The following is a 21,277-nucleotide window of genomic DNA, read 5'->3' as shown; positions in this document are numbered from 1 at the left end:
GAGATGATTCTGGACAAACGGGTGGGTCGCGCGATGCGCGCGAAAAAGGCCTGGGGGGCTTAGGTAACCCGATTCGCGCCCAAGGGCAAGCGGATTGGCATGCATGGCGCGCAAAGCCGCTCCGCCCGCAAACCCTGGAATTTCAGAACTCTGCGGCGGCAGCGGTCGGACCAGCGGACTAACGCTTTGGAGTCTTTATAAGATTACCTACCCGGAGGGGGATGTGCCCTACCCGTTGGGGGTGGTCGGGTTGGCGTCGCCGGTCGCGTCGGGCCTCATCGCACATGCTCCCGCATGACGTAATCCTCGGCCTGCATTTCCATCAGGCGGGAGACGGTGCGCTGGAACTCGAAGGCGCCGACACCCTCGGGGTAGAGGGTTTCGGGCGGGGCGGCGGCGGAGCAGACCAGGGTGACCTTGTGCTCGTAAAGCGCGTCCACCAGGGTGACGAAGCGCCGTGCCTCGTTCATGTTGGCGGGCGACAGCAGCGGGATGTCGGACAGCACCAGGGTGTGATAGCGCTCGGCCAGGGCGAGATAGTCGCTGGGACCCAGCATGGCGCCGCACAACTGCTGGAATGAGAACCGCGCCACACCGGTGGCGGCCAGCGGGACCCGGAACTGGCGGCCGTGCACCTCGATGATGTGGGGCACCGCCTGGGTGCCCTCGGTCAGGCGGGCGAAGGCCAGTTCCAGGGCGGTCTCGGCCTCCTCGGTCAGCGGCGCGTGGTAGACCTGCAGCCCCCGCTTGCGGCCCAGCCGGTAGTCGCGCTCCGAGTTCAGCTCCAGCACGTCGAGGGAGTCCTCGATCAGCTTGATGAAGGGCAGGAAGCGGTCGCGCTGCAGCCCGTCCTTGTAGAGGTCCTTGGGCGGGCGGTTTGAGGTGATCACCACCACCACGCCATCATCCAGCAGGCATTTGAACAGGCGGCCGACGATCATGGCATCGGCGATATCGGTGATCTGCAACTCGTCCAGGCACAAAAGCCAGGCCTCGGAGGCGATGGCGCGCGCCAGCTTGGGGATGGGGTCGGCCTCGGCCCGTGACGGCGCGTTGCGCAGCTTGTGGATGTCGGCGTGGAAGTCGCGCATGAATTCGTGGAAGTGGATGCGCTTCTTGCCGGGGATGGTGGCGGAGTGGAAGAACATGTCCATCAGCATGGACTTGCCGCGCCCGACCTCGCCGAAGATGTACAGCCCGTGCTTGGGCGCCGCCTGCTCGCCGTCACCGCCCCGCCAGGTCCAGGTGGAGCCCGGCTGGGCCTTTTTCAGGCCGAATCGGGCCAGCCACCCGGCCTCGCCCAGGGACGGGCGGTAACGGGCCAGGGCGTGATGCAGGCTTTGCAGCTTCTCCACCGCCAGCTCCTGGGCCACGTCCGGTTTGACTTCGCCGGACTGGAGCTTGGCACGGTAGGCGAACAGGGGACCTTCGCCCATGACGGCAGGCACTCTTTCCACGGGATGGAAACGGAAAAGGGCGCGAACAGGGCTGGCCCGTTCGCGCCCCTGGACGGATCAGCCGTCGGCGTTGATCTTGGCCACCAGTTCGGCCATGACCTTGTCGCAAACCGCGTTGTCCACCTGACAGGTGCCGGCATTCATATGGCCGCCGCCACCGTATTTCAGGCACAGCTCACCCACATTGGTCTTGGAGCTGCGATTGACGATGGACTTGCCGATGGCGAACACCGTGTTCTGCTGCTTGACGCCCCACAGCACATGGATCGAGATGTTGGTGTCGGGATACAGCGCGTAGATCATGAAGCGGTTGCCCGCGAAGATGGTCTCTTCCTTGCGCAGGTCCAGCACGATCAGGTTCTTGTGCACGGTGGAGCAGCGCTTGATCTGGTCCTTGAACTTCACCGCATGCTCGAAATAGAGGTCGGTGCGCTCGCGGACATCGGGCAGTTCCAGGATCTGCTCGATGGTGTGGTCGCGGCAGTAGTCGATGAGGTTCATCATCAACTGATAATTGGAGATGCGGAATTCGCGGAAGCGGCCAAGGCCGGTGCGGGCATCCATGATGTAGTTCAGCAGGGTCCAGCCGGTGGGGTCGAGAATCTCGTCCAGCGAGTACTGGGCGGAATCGCCCTGGTCCACCGCTTCCATCATGCCGGTCCACGATGCCGGGAACTTGGCGGCACCGCCGTAGTAATTATAGACGACGCGGGCCGCCGACGGGGCCTCGGACTCGATGATGTGGTTCTCCTTGCGCCCCACCCGGATGGTTTCGGACAGGTGGTGGTCGAAGGCGATATGAACGCCGTCCACATAGGGCAGATTGGTGGTGATGTCGTTCGGCCCGATCTCGATCACGCCGTCCTGCATGTCCTTGGGATGCACGAACTTGATGTCATCGATCAGGTCCAACTGCTTCAGCAGCACGGCGCAGACCAGCCCATCGAAGTCGCTGCGTGTCACCAGGCGAAATTTCTTACCGTCAGCCATTGAATATCTCCTCCTTCCCGCCCCGGGGACCTGAGTACTGGACGGAAGGATAGCCCCCCGCGCGCGTCGAGACAACGCCAGACCTGATTGTCTTGGGTTTATTCGCGTCCCATCGCATGGTTCCCAAAACTATGACCTTGGGGTACACATGGGAAATCAACCGGCCGCTTTGAAGGTCCTTCACGCATGCATCCGCTTCGCCCTGTCGCTTTCGCGCTGATTGTTCTGGTCCTGGCGGGCTGTGCCGATGGCGGTGCCTTCGTCGATCGCAACTACACGGTGATGTCGGTGAAGAAACAGAAGCTGCCCGGCTATAACGGCCAGGTGCTCGTCTGTTATGACGACAAGACGCCGCTGGCCAAGCGTGACGAACTGGCCGGCGAGGCCTGCGAGGTCTATGGCCTCAAATCCATGCTGGTGCTGGAACAGAAATGGCAATGCCGGGTGACCAAGCCGCATCAGGCCACCTATGCCTGCTATGATCCCGAGATGCGCATGGCCGATGGCCGCTACGTCAATCCCTTCAGCGGTTCCCAGGTCAATGCCTGGGCCCAGGAACAGGGCAAGGCCCCGGCCGAATAGCAAGTGAGGGCCGAATAGGAAACGGGGCGGCCCCGATAAGGCGCCGCCCCGCTGATCCATTCAGACCGATGGCCGGACCCATGCAAAATCCCGATGAACGGGGCTCATCGGGATTTTGTTAGGCCCAAAGGGCCGCGCGCCCCGTGGCGCGGGAGGCAAGGGCGCTCGCGCCAGCCCGCCGCTTAAGGGCGATCCCGGTGATCGGCTGCGATCACCGGGATCTGATATTAAAGCCGACGCTCGATCATCTTTTCCTTGATGGCACCGATGGCCTTGGCCGGATTCAGGCCCTTGGGGCAGGTCTTGGTGCAGTTCATGATGGTGTGGCAGCGATAGAGCTTGAAGGGGTCTTCAAGGGCATCCAGACGCTCGCCGGTCATCTCGTCGCGGGAGTCCAGGATCCAGCGGGCCGCCTGCAGCAGCACCGACGGACCGAGATAGCGGTCGCCGTTCCACCAGTAGCTGGGGCAGCTGGTCTGGCAGCAGAAGCACAAGATGCATTCCCACAGCCCGTCCAGCTTCTCGCGCTCTTCCGGGCTCTGCAGCCGTTCGCCATCCGGCGGCGGGGCGGTCTGGGTCTGCATCCACGGCTTGATGGAGGCCAGCTGGGCATAGGGCAGGGTCAGGTCGGGGATCAGATCCTTGACCACCGGCATGTGCGGCAGCGGATAGATCGCCGCGTCGCCCTTGATGTCCTCGATGGGCTTCAGGCAGGCCAGGGTATTGGCGCCGTCGATGTTCATGGCGCAGGAGCCGCAGATGCCTTCACGGCAGGACCGGCGGAAGGTCAAGGTCGAGTCGATCTCGTTCTTGATCTTCAGCAGGGCGTCCAGAACCATCGGGCCGCAGGCGTCCAGATCGATCTCGAACGAGTCCAGGCGGGGATTGGCCCCCGAATCCGGATCGTAGCGATAGATCTTGAAGACCTTCACATTCTTGGCCCCGGCGGGGGCCTTGTGGACCTTGCCGGGCTGGACCCGGGAATTGGGGGGAAGGGCGAAATCGACCATATCCGTTCTCCGTGCCCGAGCCTTAGTAGACGCGCTTTTGCGGCTTGATGTACTCGACCTCGTCGGTCAGCGTGTAGGTGTGAACCGGACGGTAGTCCAGCTTCACCTTGCCGTTCTCGACCCAGGCCAACGAGTGCTTCTGCCAGGTGACGTCGTCGCGATCGGGGAAATCCTCGTGAGCGTGGGCACCACGGCTCTCGTGACGGGCTTCCGCCGAGACGATGGTGGCGAGCGCGCAATCCATCAGGTTTTCCAGCTCGAAAGCCTCGACCAGATCCGAGTTCCACACGGTGGAACGGTCGTTGATCTTGATCTGCGGCAGGGTGGAGGCCACCTGACCCATCTTCTCGCAGCCTTCGGCCAGCGACTTGGAGGTCCGGAACACGGCGGCGTCCATCTGCATGGTCTTCTGCATGGCCAGACGGATTTCGCTGGTATGCATGGAGCCATTGGCGTTGCGCAGACGGTCGAAGCGCGACACCGCCAGATCGCTGCCATCCTTGGGCAGCGGCTTGTGCGAGGTGCCGGGCTTCAGAGTGGCGGCGGCGCGGAGCGCGGCGGCGCGGCCGAACACCACGATGTCCAGCAGCGAGTTGGTGCCCAGGCGGTTGGCGCCGTGCACCGACACGCAGGCCGCCTCGCCGATGGCCATCAGGCCCTCGACGGTGGCGTCGGGATTGTCGGCGGTGGGGCGCAGCACTTCACCATACAGGTTGGTGGGGATGCCGCCCATGTTGTAGTGGACGGTCGGCAGCACCGGGATGGGCTGACGGGTCACATCGACACCGGCGAAGATCTTCGAGGTCTCGGAGATGCCAGGCAGGCGCAGTTCCAGATCGGCCGGATCCAGGTGATCCAGATGAAGGAAGATGTGGTCGTTGTCCTTGCCCACGCCGCGGCCCTCGCGGATTTCCACGGTCATGGCGCGCGACACCACGTCGCGCGACGCCAGGTCCTTGGCGGTGGGGGCGTAACGCTCCATGAAGCGCTCGCCGGCGGAATTCTTCAGGATGCCGCCTTCGCCACGGGCACCCTCGGTGATCAGGCAGCCGGAGCCGTAGATGCCGGTGGGATGGAACTGCACGAACTCCATGTCCTGGAGCGGCAGGCCCGCGCGGGCCACCATGCCGTGGCCGTCGCCGGTGCAGGTATGGGCCGAGGTGCAGCTGAAATAGGCGCGGCCATAGCCGCCCGAGGCCAGCACCACCTTATGGGCGCGGAAGCGGTGCAGGGTGCCGTCATCCAGGTTCCAGGCCATGACGCCGCGGCAGGCGCCGTTCTCCATGATCAGGTCCAGGGCGAAATATTCGATGAAGAATTCGCACTGGTGCTTCAGGCACTGGGAATACAGCGTGTGCAGGATGGCATGGCCGGTCCGGTCGGCGGCGGCGCAGGCGCGCTGCACCGGCTTCTCGCCGAAATTGGACATGTGGCCGCCGAACGGGCGCTGGTAGATCTTGCCTTCCGGGGTGCGCGAGAACGGCACGCCGAAATGCTCCAGCTCGTGCACGGCGGGCACCGCCTCGCGGCACATGTATTCGATGGCGTCTTGGTCGCCCAGCCAGTCCGACCCCTTCACGGTGTCGTACATGTGCCACTGCCAGGTATCCTCGGCCATGTTGCCGAGGCTGGCGCCGATGCCGCCCTGGGCGGCCACGGTGTGCGAGCGGGTGGGAAACACCTTGGTGATGCAGGCGGTCTTGAACCCGGCCTGTCCCATGCCCATGGTGGCGCGCAGTCCGGCGCCGCCGGCGCCGACGACCACGACGTCGTAGGTATGGTCAATGATCTTGTAGGCGGCCATGGCGTCAGACTCCGACAGCGACTTTCAGGATCGACACCGTCATGAAGACGGCGAGGAAGGCGACGGCGAACTTCATCGCGATCAGCGAAACCAACTTCTTCGCTTCGCAATGGACATAGTCCTCGATCACCGTCTGCAGGCCGAGATGGGCGTGGTAGAGCACGCTCAGCACGGTCAGCAGCATTAGGGCGGAATTGCCCGGGCTGGCGAACCACGCCTTCACCCCGGCGTAATCCACCCGCGACAGTCCGATCACGGCGGTGACGAACCACAGCGACAGGGGGATCAGGAAAATGGCGGAAACGCGCTGGCCCCAGAAATGGCCGGCGCCTTCCTTGGCGGAACCCAGGCCGCGGGCGCGGCCGAGAGCGGATTTAAGGCTCATCTGTACGCCCCCCGAGTTAAGCGATGATCCAGGTCAGCACGGTCAGGACGGCGGCCGCCCCGACGACGATGCGACCCGACTTGTCGGCGGCGGCGGGCTCGAAGCCGCGCCCCACGTCCCAGAACAGGTGACGGATGCCGTTGCACAGGTGATAGAACAGCGCCGCCGTCCAGCCGAACAGCACCAGCTTGCCCAGGAACGAGCCGAGCACCGCCTGGGCGTGGCCATAGGCCACCGGGCCATAGGCGGCCGAGGCCAGCCAGTAGCCCAGCACGATGGTGCCGACCGCCAGCGCCACGCCGGTAATGCGGTGGGAGATGGACAAGATCGCCGTGAACGGCATCTTGTAGATCTGAACATGCGGGGAAAGCGGCCTGGTGCGCGTTGTCATGGCGAGGTGCCCCTGAAAGTCGGACGACGAGGACCTGGATTGAAAGGTCCTTTGCGGCGATGCGGCAAGTGTTTAGACCCTCGCGGCGTCGGAGTCAACGATGTGAAACCACACTTTACGGCGGGACATCCCACCCGAAGGGGTTGGCGGCGGGTGGAGCGGGTTTGAAACGGTTCCAATCGCGTCCCCTTGGCGGTGGCAAAGGGGGCTGGTCAGACACGCGCTTTCGCGCCAAACTCGCCCGTCCCGCAAGCGAGAGACTCCTGTCATGAGCGACTGTCCCGCCGAGTTCGTCACCCTGGCCGAGCGACTGGCCGATGCCGCCCGGCCCGTGATCACCCGCTATTTCCGCACCCCCGTCGCCATCGACGACAAGGCCGACGATTCGCCGGTCACCATCGCCGACCGCGAGGTGGAATCGGCCATGCGGGCGATCCTGGCCGCAACGGTGTCCGGCCACGGCATCCTGGGCGAGGAGCACGGCCGCATCAATTGCGACGCGGAATGGGTCTGGGTGTTGGACCCCATCGACGGCACCATGTCCTTCATCACCGGCGTGCCGGTATTCGGCACCCTGATCTCGCTGTTCCATCACGGTCGCCCGGTGCTGGGGATCATCGACCAGGCCATCCTGAACGAGCGCTGGCTGGGCGTGGCGGGCCGCCCCACCACCTTGAACGGTCGGCCAGTGAATGTCCGCGCCTGTCCCGACCTGGGATCGGCCTATGCCTTCACCACCTCGCCGGACCTGTTCGGCCCCGACACCCGTCCCGGCTGGAACAAGGTGGCGGCGGCGGTCAAGCGCACCCGCTTCGGAGCCGATTGCTACGCCTATGCCCTGCTGGCCACCGGCTTCGCCGATGTGGTGGTGGAAGCGGGGTTGAAGCCCTATGATTTCGGCGCCCTGGTGCCGGTGATCACCGGCGCGGGCGGCGTCATGACCGACTGGGCGGGTCAGCCCCTGACCATCGCCTCCGAGGGCAAGGTCTGCGCCGCTGGCGATGCCCGCCTGCACGCCCAGGCGCTGGGGCTGCTGGCGTGAAAGCCCAGGCCATCGACCAGTTCTATGCCCGGCTGGCGGCGCGCGATCCCGAGCCCAAGAGCGAGCTGGCCTATTCCAATCCCTATACCCTGCTGGTGGCGGTGGTCCTTTCGGCCCAGGCCACCGATGTGGGGGTGAACAAGGCGACGGGGCCGCTGTTCGCCACGGTGGACAACCCGGCCGCCATGCTGGCGCTGGGCGAGGAGCGGCTGGCCGAGGCCATCCGCACCATCGGCCTCTACAAGACCAAGGCCAGGAACGTCATCGCCTTGTCCGCCATCCTGCTGGACAAGCATGGCGGGGAGGTGCCGCGCGACCGCGAGGCGCTGGAAGCCCTGCCCGGCGTCGGGCGCAAGACCGCCAATGTGGTGCTGAACGTCGCCTTCGGCGAGCCCACCATCGCGGTGGACACCCATTGTTTCCGGGTGGCCAACCGCACCGGGCTGGCGCCGGGCAAGACGGTGCTGGAGGTGGAGATGGGGCTGTTGAAGCGCACGCCCAAGCGCTGGCTCGATCACGCCCATCACTGGCTGATCCTGCACGGCCGCTATGTCTGCAAGGCGCGCAAGCCCGACTGCCCGGCCTGCATCGTGCGCGATCTCTGCGGTTTCAAGGGTAAGGAAGAGGCTTGAGCCTCAGAACTTCAGGCCCATGCCCGCGCCCAGCATGAAGCCGGAACCGGTGGTCTTGTCCTCGCCGCCCAGCTTGTTGGCCTGAGCGATGCCGCCGAAGCTGAAGGATGGCGTCATTTGATGGGTCAGGCTGAGCGACAGGTTGAGGTCGGTGCCGGATTGTGACGCCGCCGGGTCGGTCAGGCCAGGACCAGCCTGCAGCGGATTGGGGCTGAAGCCCTGGGGCTTGGCCCAGACCGAGCCCAGGCTGAGGGCGGCGGTACTGGCGTTGCCCAGCAGACCCCCGGCATAGGCGGCGGAAATATTGGCGCGCATGGCGCCGCCGTCGCTGGTCAGCGACGAGGTCAAGCGGCCGTCCCCCATGCCATAGGCGATATAGCCGCCCACCGCCAGATTGCCCTGGCCGGACCAGGGCAGCGACAGGGCGGATGCCGAACGGGAGGGTTCGGCAATGCCGCCGACGCTGAAGGCGCCGCTGGTGAGCAGGGGCAGGCGCGTTTCGCCGATGGACTGCGCCCGCAAGGCCGAGCCCCCGGAAAGACCGGAAGCGCCGCCCGCCACCAGGCGGTTTCCCGCCTCGGCCGCCAAGGCCTGTCCCGCCGCCATCAGCGGCAGGGCCAGGGTCAGGGCAAGAAGGAGGCGGCGGCAAGCCATCGCGGTTTCAGTCCAAATCTAAATCTCATCTCCAATATAGGAGCCCGCCCGTGCCACGGGAAGGGGGTGGGTGCGGCGCAGCATGAATTGTTGCCACACTGTGGCAAATATGCACCGCGCCCCTCGGGTCATGTCTCCAGTTCGGGGCGGTCGCGGAACAGGTCCAGCGCCTCCGGATTGGCCAGGGCCTCCACATTCTTGACCGGGCGGCCATGGACCAGGTCGCGCACCGCCAGTTCCACGATCTTGCCCGACTTGGTGCGGGGAATGTCGTCCACCTGCACGATCCTGGACGGCACGTGGCGGGGCGTGGTGTTGTCCCTGATGCGCTGCTTGATGCGGGCTTCCAGCTCGGGCGTCAGCTCCACGCCGGGGCGCAGGCGGACGAACAGCACCACCCGAACATCGGCGTCCCAGTCCTGGCCGATCACCAGGCTTTCCAGCACCTCGTCGATCTGCTCCACCTGCCGGTAGATTTCGGCGGTGCCGATGCGGACGCCGCCGGGGTTCAAGGTGGCGTCGGAGCGGCCATAGACCACGATGCCGCCGGTGGCGGTCAGCTCCACCCAGTCGCCATGGGTCCAGATACCGGGGTATTTCTCGAAATAGGCGGCCTTGTACCTGGCGCCATCGGGGTCGTTCCAGAAGCCGACGGGCATGGAGGGGAAGGCCTGGGTGCAGACCAGTTCGCCCTTGGCGCCGTCCACCGGGCTGCCGGTCTCGTCGAACACCTGCACCCTCATGCCCAGGCCGCGGGCCTGGATCTCGCCGCGATAGACCGCGCCGATGGGATTGCCCAGCATGAAGCAGGAAATGATGTCGGTGCCGCCCGAGATGGAGGCCAGTTGCACGTCCTTCTTCACCTTGGCGTAGATGTAGTCGAAGCCTTCGGGGGCCAGCACCGATCCGGTGGAACAGATGGTGCGCACGCTGGCCAGGGAATGGGTCCTGGCGGGCTCCAGCCCCATCTTGGCGATGGCGTCGATCCATTTGGCCGAGGTGCCGAACAAGGTCATGCCCTCGGCGTCGGCGAAATCGAACAAGATGTTGCCGTCCCGCGCGCTGGGATTGCCGTCATAGAGCAGCAGCGTCGCCTCGGCCGCCAGGCCCGCCACCAGCCAGTTCCACATCATCCAGCCGCAGGTGGTGAAGTAGAACAGCCGGTCGCCCGGCTTGACGTCGCAATGCAGCCGGTGCTCCTTCAACTGCTGGATCAAGCTGCCGCCCGCCGAATGGACGATGCATTTCGGGGCGCCGGTGGTGCCCGACGAATACATGATGTAGAGGGGATGATCGAAGGGCAGTCGGGTGAACTCCACCGCCTTGGCGGCGAAGGGGGCGACGAAATCGGCGAGATGGATCGCCTTGGATATGGCGGCGAGATCGGCCCGCTCCCGGGTATAGGGCACCACCACCACCGCTTGCAGCGAGGCGATGGCGGGAACGATGGCGGCCAGCTTGTCCAGCGAGTCATGGGCCTTGCCCGAATAGAAATAGCCATCGGCCGAGACCAGCACCTTGGGCGCGATCTGGCCGAAGCGGTCCAGCACGCCCTGGACGCCGAAATCGGGCGAGGCCGACGACCAGATGGCGCCCAGCGAGGCGGCCGCCAGCATGAAGGCCACCGATTCCGGCATATTGGGCATATAGCCCGCCACCCGGTCGCCGACGCCCACTCCGGCCGCCTTCAGCGCCTGCTGAATCTGCGAGACCAGGGCGTTCAGCTCGGCGAAGGACAGGCGGCGCTTGACCTTGTCCTCGCCCCAGAACACCAGGGCGTCAGCCCCGTCCTGGCGGCGCAGCAGGTTCTCGGCGAAGTTCAGCCGGGCCTGGGGGAACCATTTGGCTCCGGGCATCTTGCGGACATCGTCCACCACCACCTCGCCGGGGCCGTCGCCGATGATGCCGACCTCGTCCCAAACCAGCCGCCAGAACGAGGCGGGCGAGGCCACCGACCATTGCCACAGGGATTGATAATCGTCGGTTTCCGCCCCAAATCGTTGGTTGGCTGTCTTGATGAAGCTGGAAATATTGGCGGCGGAGACGCGGGCATCGGAGGGCTGCCACAGCAGGACGGACATGCGAGACTCCAGTTTACGATCAGTCGTTCGTTTATTTTAGCGCGGATTGGCGATCCTGTCACCGTGCCTCAGGTCGGGCTTGCCCCGGCGGCGAGTGCAGCGCACAATCGGCTTCGGATCAAGACCAAGCAATAACCGCAACGCGGACCGGGAGGACAGGATGAACATCTCCATTGCCCACACCAACGACATCCTGACCGTGTCGCTCGACGGCGTGCTGGACTATACCACCAGCAATCAGATGGAAAGCCTGATCACCGATTTGAAGGTCATCAAGGCGGCCAGGGTCGTGGTGGATCTGGCCAAGGTTCCCCGGGTTGATTCGGTCGGTTTGGGGATGCTGCATCTGGTCAAGGACAGCATTATCGACAATGGCGCCCGCATGGTGCTGAAGGGCGCGGTGGGCAATGTCCAGCGCCTGTTCCAACTGACCGACAGTTCCCAGAGCTTCGACATCGAATAGAGACGACGGAGGCCGCCCGCATGGTCCTGCGCCTCGCCATCGCCATCGGCGGGTTGCTCGCCCTTTGGCTGGCGTTGCGCTGGCTGTCCAAGGCGCCGCCCGCCAAGGCCAAGAAGGCGCTGATCCTGGGCGGTCTCGGTCTGCTGGTGGCGGTGGGGGTGGCGCTGGTGGCCACCGGCAAGATGGCCGGGCTGTTCGCGGTGGCGGCCGGTCTGTCGCCCTGGGTGGCGCGCGCCATGCGGCTGCATTCCCTGTGGCGGGGGGTGCAGCATCTGCGCCAGGGACGGAACGGGGCCCAGGCCCCGGGCGGCCCATCGCCGGGGGTGACGGACTCCGTCATGACCCAGGCCCAGGCCTATGAGGTTCTGGGGCTGAAGCCCGGGGCAAGCCCGGACGAAATCCGCGAGGCCCACCGCCGCCTGATGCGGGCCAACCACCCCGATGCAGGGGGCTCCACCTGGATCGCGGCACGCCTCAACCAGGCCCGCGACCTGCTGCTGGGATAGTTCTTCAGATCACCATCTTCAGCTTCTGGCCGGGCTTGAGGCTGGCGGTGTCGCTCAGGCCGTTGAGCACCCGGAAGCGTTCCAGCTTGTGGTCGTCATAGGGCATCTTCTCGGCCAGGGACTCGACGGTATCGCCCGACTTGACGGTGATGATCCTGAGCCGCAGCGGCTTGATCTGGCCGCGCTCGGCCTCGGTCAGGTGACGCAGGCTGTAGGTGGTGCGGCGGAAGTCCTCGGTATGATCCGCGGTCGCCTGGGGCTTGGTCAGGAACATGAGGCGATAGACCGCCTTGCCGTCCTTGACCGCCAGCAGGCGGGCGTCCATGGCGCCCCGGTTGGTGTTGAGCCGGGCCAGGCCGGTGGCGGCGGGCATGCCGTTGATGGTGATGGCCTCGATATTGGCCAGGCGGGTGCCCTTGGCCCACTGGCTTTGCAGATAGTTGGTCATGTCGCCATGGGCCTCGGGTCCCATGTCGAAGCGGATGACCGAACCATCGGAATGGGCGGCGGTCACCGCCTTGGTGCCGTTGCTTAGGCGAAAGCCCTGGGGGACCTCGTAGCGGATGCCGAGACCGGAATGGGAGAACACCCTGCCGCGCACCACGCCCTCGGACGGGTCGTCGCCCACCAGCATGCCGTCGATATTGGCGAGATAGGCCTCGCGGCCAACCGCTCCCTGACGGCTTCCTCCCTTGTCCGCCAAGGCCGCCGCCTCCTTGACGCGGTCGATCAGGCGGGGATGGCTGGCGAACATGGAATGCTCGTCGATCTTGTCCGGCGACTGGCCCGCCAGCAGTGCCTCCAGCCGCGACTGCTCGCGCAGCTTGGCCAGGAAGGTGGCCATGGAGTCGGGATCCCAGCCGCTGGTGGCCATATAGCGCACCCCCAGGGAATCGGCCTCGCTTTCCTGGTCTCGGGAATAGCCCTGGACATAAGCCCCGGCCGCCAGTCCCGCGATATCGCCCAGGCCGCCGACGCCGGTGACCGCGCCGAGCACCGCTCCCAACACGCCGGTGGCGACATTGGCGGCCATGGCCTGGCTGTGGCGCTGGGCGGTGTGGCGGCCGGTGACGTGGCCGATCTCGTGGCCCATGACGCCCGCCAGTTCGGCCTCGTCACCAGCCAGGCTCATCAGGCCGCGGGTGACGTAGATATAGCCACCGGGCAGCGCCATGGCGTTGACGACGGTGCTGTTGAGGATGGTGAAGCGGAAGGGGGCGGTCGGTGTCTCGGTATTCTTGGCCAGACGCTTGCCGATCCCCGCCACATAGGCCTGAAGCTTTGGGTCGTCATAGGCGCCGCCGAACTGGCTCATGATGTCGGGATGGGCCTCGGCGCCCATCTTGGCCTCTTCCTCGGCCGAGACGATGTTGAAATTGCTTTGGCCGGTGCCCGGTGCCACCTGGCACGAGGTCAGCAACGACAGGGACAGGGCGGCGGCGATGGCGACGGATGGGCGGCGCATGGGAAGCCTCGGGCAAGGGTCACGGCTGTCAGTGATGATAGGCACTCCGTCGCCCGGGTCAAAATCATTCGGTGAGGCAATTGCCGCCGCCCGAACGACAAGCCCCCCTTGGCCGGGCCAAGGGGGGCTGATCACTGGCGGGGAAGACCGGCCTCAGTCCTCGGTGGGGGTGCCGTCCAGGTCGCCGGGACCACCGGCCAGGGCCTCGGAAATCAGTCCGGCATTCTGGCGGATGGCGCCCTCGATCTCGGCGGCCATGGCCGGATTCTCCCGCAGGAAGGTCTTGGCGTTCTCGCGGCCCTGGCCGATGCGGGTGGAATTGTAGGAGAACCAGGCTCCCGACTTTTCCACCACATTGGCCTTGACCCCCAGATCGATCAGTTCGCCCATCTTGGAGATGCCCTCGCCATACATGATGTCGAAGTCGACCACCTTGAACGGCGGCGCCAGCTTGTTCTTGACCACCTTGACCCGGGTCTGGTTGCCCACCACCTCGTCGCGGTCCTTGATGGCGCCGACGCGGCGGATTTCCATGCGGACCGAGGCATAGAACTTCAGCGCATTGCCGCCGGTGGTGGTTTCGGGATTGCCGAACATCACGCCGATCTTCATGCGGATCTGGTTGATGAAGATGACGATGGTCTTGGACTTGGACACCGAACCGGTCAGCTTGCGCAGCGCCTGGCTCATCAGGCGGGCATGCAGGCCCATATGGTTGTCACCCATCTCGCCTTCCAGTTCGGCGCGGGGCACCAGGGCGGCCACCGAGTCCACCACCAGCACGTCGATGGCGCCGGAGCGGACCAGGGTGTCGGCGATTTCCAGCGCCTGTTCACCCGCATCGGGCTGGCTGATCAGCAATTCGTCGAGATTGACGCCCAGCTTGCGGGCATAGCTGGGGTCCAGGGCGTGTTCGGCGTCGACAAAGGCGCAGGTGCCGCCCTTCTTCTGGGCCTCGGCGATGATGTGCAGCGCCAGGGTGGTCTTGCCCGAGCTTTCCGGGCCATAGACCTCGATGATGCGGCCGCGCGGCACGCCGCCGATGCCGAGCGCGACGTCGAGGCCGAGGGAACCGGTGGAGACCACCTCGGTCTCGACCACCGAATCCTTTTGCCCCAGCTTCATGATGGAGCCCTTGCCGAATGCCCGCTCGATCTGGCTGACGGCGGCTTCCAGTGCCTTCTGTCTATCCATGGTGTCCTTGTCCACGAGACGCAACGCAGCCTGCGACATGGCAGTTCCCCTTCATCTATCCCGAACCGGGCGGTCATGCAATGAGCAATAGAGTACAGGCTTTGTTCCGGAACGCAAGCGGAATGTTCGCGTTTGTTCCTATTTCGTATGCGCGACGTGCCAGGTCAGGGGGCGCGTTTCGAGGGAAAGCGACCTTTGGCCCTTCTCCAGGCGGCGGGAACGCGCTAGTGTCCGGGCTGCTGGCGCGAGCGGGTGGTTCGACCGGTCGACGCAGGAATCCCATTCGGGGCTGCCGGGGGGGCGGGCCCGGGAGAACGCGGCATGAGCACCAATACCCTGGCCGACATCTTGCGCGGCCCGGTTCTCTCCATCGAGGCCGACCAGCGCATCGAGGATGCCTTGCGCCTCATGAGCGAGCGGCGCATCAGTTGCCTGCTGGTGACACGCCAGGGGGCAACCTGCGGCATCGTCACCGAAAAGGACCTTGTGCGCAGTTATAGCGGCGTGACCAGCCACGACCGCAACGTGGTGGCCGACATCATGACCGAGGCACCGCTGACGGTTCCGGCCAGCACCGACCATCTGGAGGCCTATCGGCTGATGACGGAGCGGCGTATCCGCCATCTGCCGGTGACCGACGGCCAGGGCCAGGTGATCGGCATCGTGACTGAAAGCGATTACGTCCGAACCCTGGGCACGGATTATTATATCCGGCTGAAGGACGTGGCTTCGGTGATGGCGCCGGTATCCTCGCTGCAGCGCGCGGCGGCCTTCAGCCGGGCGTTGGAAATGCTGTCGCGCTCGGATGTGTCCTGCGTGGTCATCGCCGACACCGAGGGCGCTTGCGGCATCCTGACCGAGCGCGACGTCGTCCGTCTGCTGCGCCAGGGCGTCGACCCCCAGTCGGTGACGGTGGGCGAGTTGATGACCGCCCCCATCGTGACGGTGTCGCGTGACTCCAGCCTGCTGGACGCCTCCGCCCTGCTGGCGGAACGCCGCATCCGCCGGGTGGTGGTGGTGGACGAGGGCAATCGGCCGGTGGGCATTCTCAGCCAGCACGAGATCGTGAAAGGGTTGGAGAACGAATATATCGGTCATCTGGAAGGGGTGATCGCCGACAAGAACCAGGCCCTGGAGGAACTGAGCCAGACCCGCTGGAGCCTGGAGGAGCAATCGCGGCTGTTGCAGCGGACACTGGACGAGCTGTCGGCGGCCCATGCCGGTCTGCGCGAATTCACCAAGATCGCCGCCCATGACCTCCAGGAGCCCCTGCGCGGCATGCTGATCCATTGCCAGGTGCTGGAGCGCCAGTGGGGCCAGGCCATGCCCGAGACGGCCAAGGGGACCCTGGGCATCATCGTCGACAAGGCGGAACGGGCGCGGCAGTTGGTTCGCGATCTGGTTGGCTTCTCCGGCGCCATGGAGCGGATCGAGCGCCTGGATGACGTCGAGACCATGGACACGGTGGACGGTGCCCTGGCGCTGCTGCGGCGCCAGATCGAGGAAACCGGCGCCGAAGTCACCGTGGTGGCCTTGCCCCGGGTGCGGGCGACCCGCGCCATGATGGTGGAGATCTTCACCTGCCTGATCGGCAATGCCATGAAATTTCGCCGCCCGCAGGTGGCTCCCCGCATCCGGATAGAGGCGGAACCGGAGCCGGAGGGCGGCTGGCGGTTCACCGTTTCCGACAACGGCATCGGCATCGAGTCGGAATACAACGACCAGATATTCGGCCTGTTCAAACGCCTGCATCCGGCATCGGCCTATCCCGGCAGCGGCGTCGGCCTGGCCATCTGCCGTCGTCTGGTGGAACTGCTGGGCGGGCGCATCTGGGTGGAGTCCGAGCCCGGCCAGGGCTCGCGCTTCCATTTCACCGTGGCGGCGCCCTGACCAAGGCCTCCGTCAGGCGGCGCGGATATGGGTCAGGAAGGTGTCCACCTGGACCTGCAGGGTGGCCGCCCGCTCCGCCACCGCATGGGCGGTGCGCAGGACATCGGCGGCGGCTTCGCCGGTCTCGCTGGCCGCCTGGTCCACCTCGCCCACATTGGCGCTGATATGGTCGGTGGCCTGGGCCACCTGCTGCACATTGCCGGCAATATCGGTGGTGGCGGAGTCCTGTTCCGCGACCGAAGCGGCGATGGCCGCCGACAATTCGGTCATGCGGTCGATGATGGCCGAGATATCGGCGATGGCCGCCACCGCTTCGCTGGTGCCGCTCTGGACCGCGCTGATCTGGGCGGAAATCTCGTCGGTGGCCCGTGCCGTCTGGTTGGCCAGGGTCTTGACCTCGCCCGCCACCACGGCGAAGCCCTTGCCGGCCTCGCCCGCCCGTGCCGCCTCGATGGTGGCGTTGAGCGCCAGCAGGTTGGTCTGGGACGCGATATCGTTGATCAGGGTCACCACCTCGCCGATCTTGATCACCGCCTGGGACAGGCCCAGCACCATCTTGTTGGTGCTTTGGGCCTTGTCGCGGGCGCTTTCGGCGATGCGGACCGAATCCGTGGCCCGGGTATTGATGGATTCCACCGATCCCGCCAGATGATCGGTGGCGGTGGCGACGGTGCGCAGATTGGCCGCCATTTCGCCCACCGAGGCCGATACCACCCCGACCCGGTCGGTTGTCCTCTTGGCCGTTTCCGACATGGCCTGGGAGGTGGCTTCCAGTTCGGTGGCCGAGGCGGCCATGGTCTCCAGCATCTCGGCGACCTCGACGTTGAACTGGGCCAGGATGCCGTCGATCACTTGGGCGCGGCGGTCGCGCTGGCGCTGGTGGTTCTCCTGCTGGCGCCCCAACTCGTCGGCGCGGATCAGCCCGTCGCGGAAGACGCGCACGGCGCGGGCGATGTCGCCGATCTCGTCCTTGCGCTGCTGGTCGGGGACCTCGGCGGCGGTATCGCCATCGGCCAGCGCCGTCATCAGCCGGGTCATGTCGCCGATGGGGCGGGTGATGATCCGGCTCAGCACCAGGCGCAGGGCCAGTACGGTCAGGATGGTTCCAACCACCGCCCCCGCCATCAGCCAGAGCAGCACGGTGTTCAGCCGCTCGTCGGATTCAGCGGTGGACAGGGAGGAGGACAGCACGGCGATGACGTCGCCGTCCTTCAGGCCCATGGCGCCGTGGCAGGCGTGGCAGACTTCGGCCTGGGCGCCATCGGTGACGCCCAGGACGATGGGCAGGGAATAGCGATAGGCCCCATTGGCCAGCCTTGCCACCGGCTTCCGGCTTTCGAAGGCCTCGCGGTCGATGTCGTCGAGGGGAGGCTTGGGCGGACGGCTGGGCTCGACCTCCTTCATATGCGCCGCCACCTGCGTTCCCCAGGCACTCCAGACCTTGCCGGGATAGTGGGAATTGCGGCTGCCGAACCAGTTATTGAAGACGGCGATGCCGATATTGTCGCCATCCTCGGGACGCTTGGCCATGACATTGACGATGAAGGCATGCAGCGAGGTGATCTCGTTGACCGACAACTGGTGCAGTTGCCGTTCCATCTCGGCGCGCTCGAAACGGGCGATGGTGACCACCAAGATGGCTGCCAGACCGCAGACCACCAATCCCATGATCACCATGAATCGGCCGGACAGCCGCATATTCCCCAGGATATCCACGCGGGATGACTCCAGACAGTAGAGGACGCCCGCTCCTAGGCCGGTGGTGGCGTCCGGCCATAGTCAGGCGAGCATGAAGTACCCTTAGAAAATATAAGGATATGGAACAACTGCGCATAGGGCTTATGTGTCGCCGCGCACCCACCCATTCCGGATAGGGTGGCTGTCCTTCGCTCAGGCCTTGCCGCCGTCGGGCAGGACCAGGGTGACCCGGGTGCCGATGCCGGGTTGGCTCTCCACCTCGATGCGTCCGCCATGTCGGGTAATGATGGCCTTGACGATGGCGAGGCCGAGGCCCACGCCGCCTTCGCGTGCCCGTTCGCGCCGGAAGAAGCGGTCGAACAGGCGGGGGATGTCCTGGGGCGCGATGCCGCAGCCGGTGTCTTCCACGCGGATTTCGGCGCCATCCTCCACCCGTCCGGCGCCAAGGGTCACCCGTCCGCCGCTGGGGGTGTGGCGGATGGCATTGGCCACCAGATTGGTGATGGCGCGGCGCAGCATGACACGATCGCCGATGGCATGGATGGTGCGGGGTGTCGATGACACGTCCAGCTCGATGCCGGCCTCGAGGGCCAGGGGCTCGTAGAATTCCTGCACGGCGGTCAACTCGGCGGTGAGGTCGAGGCGCTCCCGCCTGAGCTCCACCGACTGGTTTTCCACCCGCGACAGGAACAGCAGGCGCGCCACCATGTCCGACAAGGTCACGATCTCCTCGCGCACCGATTCCAGAACCTCGCGATATTCGGCCTGGCCCCGCTCGGCGGTCAGGGCGACGTCGATCTGGCTTTGGATGATGGCGAGGGGGGTTCTCAGCTCGTGGGCGATGTCGTCGGTGACATGCGAGACCATGTCGAAGGATTGGCGCAGGCGGTCGAGCATGCTGTTGAAGCTGCCGCACAGGGGCTGCAGTTCCTGGGGCTGGCTGGCGGGATCGATGCGTCGGTCCAGGGTCGATCCGCCAGTGGCCTGGACCGCCTCGGCCAGATTCTGCAAGGGCCGGATGGCGCGTCGGGCGATGTGATAGCCCGCGATGCCGCTGAGGATCAGGGCGATGCCGCTGGCCAGCCACAGCCTGCCGCCGGTGGGGGCCATCAGGCGGAATTCGGTGGCCTCGACGGCAACCTGGACCACTACCGGGGGCGCGATCAGGCTTTGATGTCCGCCAACCCAGTATTGCCGCCCGGAGGTCCCGCCGATCAGCACGGCCTGATCGGTGAGCCCGTCGGTTGACAACTGCATCTCCGCTTCGAGTCCCGGCGTCTCGGCGATCACCGTGTCGCCGACGATGACCCGGACGAAGCCCGATGCCGCGGGCGGCATCAGGGACTCGATGCGCGGCATCTCGCCCGAGCGCAGGCTCGCCACCACCCGGCCGCCGATCTGGCGGGCCGTGGTCAGGACATATTGCCCCTCCTGCGCCGACATCACCGGGGCCATGGTCCAGTAGGTGAACAGGGTCTTGGCCAGCAGCAGGACCAGCGAGGTGGCGGTGAACCACCAGGTCAGCTGGCCCGCGATGGAGTCCGAGGCCAAGCGTATTCCTCTCACCAGGCGGCGGAGCGGCCTCATGCCCAGTCGTCCAGGGCATAGCCCACACCCCGGACGGTGCGGATCAGGCGCTGGGCGAAGGGATCGTCCACCTTCAGGCGCAGTCGGCGGATATGGACGTCGACCACATTGGAATCGCCGTCGAAATTCATGTCCCAGATCTGCTGGGCGATGAAGTGGCGGGACAGCACCTCGCCCCGGCGCCGCGCCAGCAAATGCAGCAGGGCGAATTCCTTGGGGGTGAGGTCCAGACGTGCCCCCCCGCGCGAGGCGCTCATGCGCGCCGGTTCCAGTTCCAGGTCGCCAATGCGGATGACGCTGGGCTGGCGAACCGGGCCGCGCCGCAGGATGGTGCGGATGCGCGCCAGCAGTTCGGCGAAGGCGAAGGGCTTGGGCAGATAGTCGTCGGCTCCCAGTTCCAGGCCACGCACCCGGTCGCTGACGGCGTCGCGGGCGGTCAGGAACAGGGTCGGCACCTCCAGCCCCCTTTGCCGGATCTCGGCGAGGATCGACCAGCCATCGCGACCCGGCAGCATGACGTCGAGGATCAGGAGGTCGTATTCCCCCAGCAATGCCATGCCGAGCCCGTCATCCCCATTGGCGGCGATGTCGACCACGAAGCCATGCTCGCGCAGCCCCTTGGCCGTGAAGGCGGCAAATTTCGTCTCATCCTCGACCAGCAGGACCTTCATGTCGGCTCTTTCGATGTATTCCTGACCCGCTTTAATTCTGGTGTCATCTGGGCGCAATCTTGGCCTTGTATGGTCTTCATCGCGACATCGGACGACCCCTGCGGGACACGCCCTGAACCGGTTGGCCGATGGTCATCGCACTTTGACCCACACGACAAGTCTTATGGCGCTTGCCCTCGCGGCAGGCGCCATTTTTTTCCTGGGTTCACCCGGCAAGAAAACAGGCCGCCGGTTTCCCGACGGCCTGCCTTGAACATAACACCGATCGTGCCGCTCAGTGCGAGGCGGCGCCTTCGGCACCCAGACCGGTCTCGGACCGGATGGACTGGGCTTCGTAGGCGGCGCGTTCCGCATTGGCCGACTCGCTGTTGTCCGTGATGGAGAACAACCACGAGAAGATGAAGGCCGCGGGCACCGAGAACAGGGCCGGATAGGCGAAGGGGAAGATCTCCGAGCCGAAGCCGAAGCTCTGCACCCACACCGCCTTGGACAGCACCACCATGATCACCGACATCAGCAGGCCGATCATGCCGCCGAGGACGGCGCCACGGGTGGTCAGGCCGCTCCAGAACATGGACAGCACCAGCACTGGGAAGTTGGCCGAGGCCGCGACCGAGAAGGTGAGCGCCACGATGAACGCCACGTTCTGCTTCTCGAACATCAGGCCCAGGCAGCACGGCGATGACGCCGAGACCGATGGACGCGATCTTGGAGACGGTCACTTCCTTACCTTCGGTGGCATGACCATGCATGATCACGCTGGCGTACAGGTCGT

At 65.6% G+C, this 21,277-nt stretch carries 20 protein-coding genes; 6 read left to right on the top strand and 14 right to left on the bottom strand.

The genetic code is table 11. The annotated features are described in order from the left end of the window. Positions 1-275 precede the first annotated feature (275 nt). Both zapE and A6A04_RS09960 read right to left on the bottom strand, forming a co-directional pair. Positions 276-1,436 (bottom strand): cell division protein ZapE, encoded by a 1,161-nt coding sequence (zapE, locus tag A6A04_RS09965; protein WP_068492401.1) that lies wholly within the window; start codon positions 1,434-1,436, stop codon positions 276-278. Positions 1,437-1,514: 78 nt separating this feature from the next. Continuing rightward, complete coding sequence (locus A6A04_RS09960; protein WP_068492395.1) at positions 1,515-2,447, bottom strand: DHH family phosphoesterase; 933 nt, start codon at positions 2,445-2,447, stop codon at positions 1,515-1,517. A 186-nt stretch (positions 2,448-2,633) separates the two neighbouring features. On the opposite strand from A6A04_RS09960, the gene A6A04_RS09955 reads away from it, so the two are divergent. Further along, on the top strand, positions 2,634-3,029 hold the full coding sequence (locus tag A6A04_RS09955; RefSeq protein ID WP_068492393.1) for a hypothetical protein: 396 nt from the start codon (positions 2,634-2,636) through the stop codon (positions 3,027-3,029). A 227-nt stretch (positions 3,030-3,256) separates the two neighbouring features. Here A6A04_RS09955 and A6A04_RS09950 read toward each other — a convergent pair whose 3' ends face one another. The 4 genes from A6A04_RS09950 to sdhC are packed head-to-tail and all read right to left on the bottom strand — an operon-like array spanning position 3,257 to position 6,619. Then, complete coding sequence (locus tag A6A04_RS09950) at positions 3,257-4,039, bottom strand: succinate dehydrogenase iron-sulfur subunit (RefSeq protein ID WP_068492391.1); 783 nt, start codon at positions 4,037-4,039, stop codon at positions 3,257-3,259. Positions 4,040-4,061: 22 nt separating this feature from the next. Continuing rightward, a complete protein-coding gene (gene sdhA, locus A6A04_RS09945; protein ID WP_068492389.1) occupies positions 4,062-5,843 on the bottom strand; it encodes a succinate dehydrogenase flavoprotein subunit in 1,782 nt (593 codons plus the stop codon). 4 nt (positions 5,844-5,847) lie between these two features. Beyond that, positions 5,848-6,228 (bottom strand): succinate dehydrogenase, hydrophobic membrane anchor protein, encoded by a 381-nt coding sequence (gene sdhD / locus A6A04_RS09940; protein ID WP_068492387.1) that lies wholly within the window; start codon positions 6,226-6,228, stop codon positions 5,848-5,850. Positions 6,229-6,244: 16 nt separating this feature from the next. Then, on the bottom strand, positions 6,245-6,619 hold the full coding sequence (sdhC, locus tag A6A04_RS09935; RefSeq protein WP_068492385.1) for a succinate dehydrogenase, cytochrome b556 subunit: 375 nt from the start codon (positions 6,617-6,619) through the stop codon (positions 6,245-6,247). A 268-nt stretch (positions 6,620-6,887) separates the two neighbouring features. Between sdhC and hisN the strand changes: the two genes are divergently transcribed. Together hisN and nth are read left to right on the top strand one after the other, a co-directional pair. Continuing rightward, positions 6,888-7,661, top strand: a complete 774-nt coding sequence (gene hisN, locus A6A04_RS09930) for a histidinol-phosphatase (protein WP_068492383.1) — start codon at positions 6,888-6,890, stop codon at positions 7,659-7,661. Next, positions 7,658-8,293 carry an endonuclease III gene (gene nth / locus A6A04_RS09925; protein WP_068492381.1) on the top strand — a complete coding sequence of 212 codons (636 nt, stop codon included), beginning with the start codon at positions 7,658-7,660 and terminating at the stop codon, positions 8,291-8,293. The genes hisN and nth overlap by 4 nt, the downstream gene beginning before the upstream one ends. Positions 8,294-8,296: 3 nt before the next feature. Here the strand turns inward: nth and A6A04_RS09920 are convergent, their stop codons facing one another. Both A6A04_RS09920 and A6A04_RS09915 read right to left on the bottom strand, forming a co-directional pair. After that, on the bottom strand, positions 8,297-8,947 hold the full coding sequence (locus A6A04_RS09920) for a hypothetical protein (protein WP_068492379.1): 651 nt from the start codon (positions 8,945-8,947) through the stop codon (positions 8,297-8,299). A gap of 128 nt (positions 8,948-9,075) precedes the next feature. Continuing rightward, entirely contained in the window at positions 9,076-11,028 is a 1,953-nt protein-coding gene (locus A6A04_RS09915; protein ID WP_068492377.1) for an acetoacetate--CoA ligase, read from the bottom strand. Positions 11,029-11,188: 160 nt separating this feature from the next. Here A6A04_RS09915 and A6A04_RS09910 point away from each other — a divergent pair, with 160 nt between their 5' ends. Both A6A04_RS09910 and A6A04_RS09905 read left to right on the top strand, forming a co-directional pair. Beyond that, positions 11,189-11,491: an STAS domain-containing protein gene (locus A6A04_RS09910; RefSeq protein WP_068492375.1), complete on the top strand. Its 303-nt coding sequence runs from the start codon at positions 11,189-11,191 to the stop codon at positions 11,489-11,491. 20 nt (positions 11,492-11,511) lie between these two features. Continuing rightward, positions 11,512-11,997, top strand: coding sequence for a DnaJ domain-containing protein (locus A6A04_RS09905; RefSeq protein WP_068492373.1), 486 nt, complete (start codon positions 11,512-11,514; stop codon positions 11,995-11,997). Positions 11,998-12,001: 4 nt separating this feature from the next. Here the strand turns inward: A6A04_RS09905 and A6A04_RS09900 are convergent, their stop codons facing one another. Next, the gene (locus A6A04_RS09900; RefSeq protein WP_068492368.1) at positions 12,002-13,462 is read right to left on the bottom strand and encodes a M48 family metalloprotease; all 1,461 of its coding nucleotides are present in this window, start codon (positions 13,460-13,462) and stop codon (positions 12,002-12,004) included. A gap of 153 nt (positions 13,463-13,615) precedes the next feature. Then, positions 13,616-14,695 (bottom strand): recombinase RecA, encoded by a 1,080-nt coding sequence (gene recA, locus A6A04_RS09895; RefSeq protein ID WP_068492367.1) that lies wholly within the window; start codon positions 14,693-14,695, stop codon positions 13,616-13,618. Positions 14,696-14,977: 282 nt separating this feature from the next. Between recA and A6A04_RS09890 the strand changes: the two genes are divergently transcribed. Then, a complete protein-coding gene (locus tag A6A04_RS09890) occupies positions 14,978-16,546 on the top strand; it encodes a sensor histidine kinase (RefSeq protein ID WP_068492366.1) in 1,569 nt (522 codons plus the stop codon). Positions 16,547-16,558: 12 nt separating this feature from the next. Here A6A04_RS09890 and A6A04_RS23415 read toward each other — a convergent pair whose 3' ends face one another. From A6A04_RS23415 to A6A04_RS09870, 4 genes are all read right to left on the bottom strand, one after another. Beyond that, positions 16,559-18,262, bottom strand: coding sequence for a methyl-accepting chemotaxis protein (locus tag A6A04_RS23415; RefSeq protein ID WP_281196746.1), 1,704 nt, complete (start codon positions 18,260-18,262; stop codon positions 16,559-16,561). 174 nt (positions 18,263-18,436) lie between these two features. Continuing rightward, entirely contained in the window at positions 18,437-19,795 is a 1,359-nt protein-coding gene (locus A6A04_RS09880; protein ID WP_068492365.1) for a heavy metal sensor histidine kinase, read from the bottom strand. 32 nt (positions 19,796-19,827) lie between these two features. Then, on the bottom strand, positions 19,828-20,502 hold the full coding sequence (locus tag A6A04_RS09875) for a heavy metal response regulator transcription factor (RefSeq protein WP_068492361.1): 675 nt from the start codon (positions 20,500-20,502) through the stop codon (positions 19,828-19,830). Between the two features lie 274 nt (positions 20,503-20,776). Further along, entirely contained in the window at positions 20,777-21,145 is a 369-nt protein-coding gene (locus A6A04_RS09870; RefSeq protein ID WP_068492357.1) for a sodium:solute symporter family transporter, read from the bottom strand. Positions 21,146-21,277: the final 132 nt, after the last annotated feature.

The organism is Paramagnetospirillum marisnigri (assembly GCF_001650715.1).
Lineage (GTDB): Bacteria > Pseudomonadota > Alphaproteobacteria > Rhodospirillales > Magnetospirillaceae > Phaeospirillum > Phaeospirillum marisnigri.
This window is presented reverse-complemented; position numbering and strand designations above follow the sequence as displayed.

Coding starts and splice junctions, on each gene's coding strand:
- A6A04_RS09960 (WP_068492395.1), bottom strand. CDS start 2,447: ATGGCTGACGGTAAGAAATTTCGCCTGGTGACACGCAGCGACTTCGAT.
- A6A04_RS09955 (WP_068492393.1), top strand. CDS start 2,634: ATGCATCCGCTTCGCCCTGTCGCTTTCGCGCTGATTGTTCTGGTCCTG.
- A6A04_RS09900 (WP_068492368.1), bottom strand. CDS start 13,462: ATGCGCCGCCCATCCGTCGCCATCGCCGCCGCCCTGTCCCTGTCGTTG.
- A6A04_RS09915 (WP_068492377.1), bottom strand. CDS start 11,028: ATGTCCGTCCTGCTGTGGCAGCCCTCCGATGCCCGCGTCTCCGCCGCC.
- A6A04_RS09950 (WP_068492391.1), bottom strand. CDS start 4,039: ATGGTCGATTTCGCCCTTCCCCCCAATTCCCGGGTCCAGCCCGGCAAG.
- A6A04_RS09905 (WP_068492373.1), top strand. CDS start 11,512: ATGGTCCTGCGCCTCGCCATCGCCATCGGCGGGTTGCTCGCCCTTTGG.
- sdhA (WP_068492389.1), bottom strand. CDS start 5,843: ATGGCCGCCTACAAGATCATTGACCATACCTACGACGTCGTGGTCGTC.
- A6A04_RS09920 (WP_068492379.1), bottom strand. CDS start 8,947: ATGGCTTGCCGCCGCCTCCTTCTTGCCCTGACCCTGGCCCTGCCGCTG.
- A6A04_RS09875 (WP_068492361.1), bottom strand. CDS start 20,502: ATGAAGGTCCTGCTGGTCGAGGATGAGACGAAATTTGCCGCCTTCACG.
- A6A04_RS09910 (WP_068492375.1), top strand. CDS start 11,189: ATGAACATCTCCATTGCCCACACCAACGACATCCTGACCGTGTCGCTC.
- sdhD (WP_068492387.1), bottom strand. CDS start 6,228: ATGAGCCTTAAATCCGCTCTCGGCCGCGCCCGCGGCCTGGGTTCCGCC.
- hisN (WP_068492383.1), top strand. CDS start 6,888: ATGAGCGACTGTCCCGCCGAGTTCGTCACCCTGGCCGAGCGACTGGCC.
- A6A04_RS09890 (WP_068492366.1), top strand. CDS start 14,978: ATGAGCACCAATACCCTGGCCGACATCTTGCGCGGCCCGGTTCTCTCC.
- recA (WP_068492367.1), bottom strand. CDS start 14,695: ATGTCGCAGGCTGCGTTGCGTCTCGTGGACAAGGACACCATGGATAGA.
- sdhC (WP_068492385.1), bottom strand. CDS start 6,619: ATGACAACGCGCACCAGGCCGCTTTCCCCGCATGTTCAGATCTACAAG.
- zapE (WP_068492401.1), bottom strand. CDS start 1,436: ATGGGCGAAGGTCCCCTGTTCGCCTACCGTGCCAAGCTCCAGTCCGGC.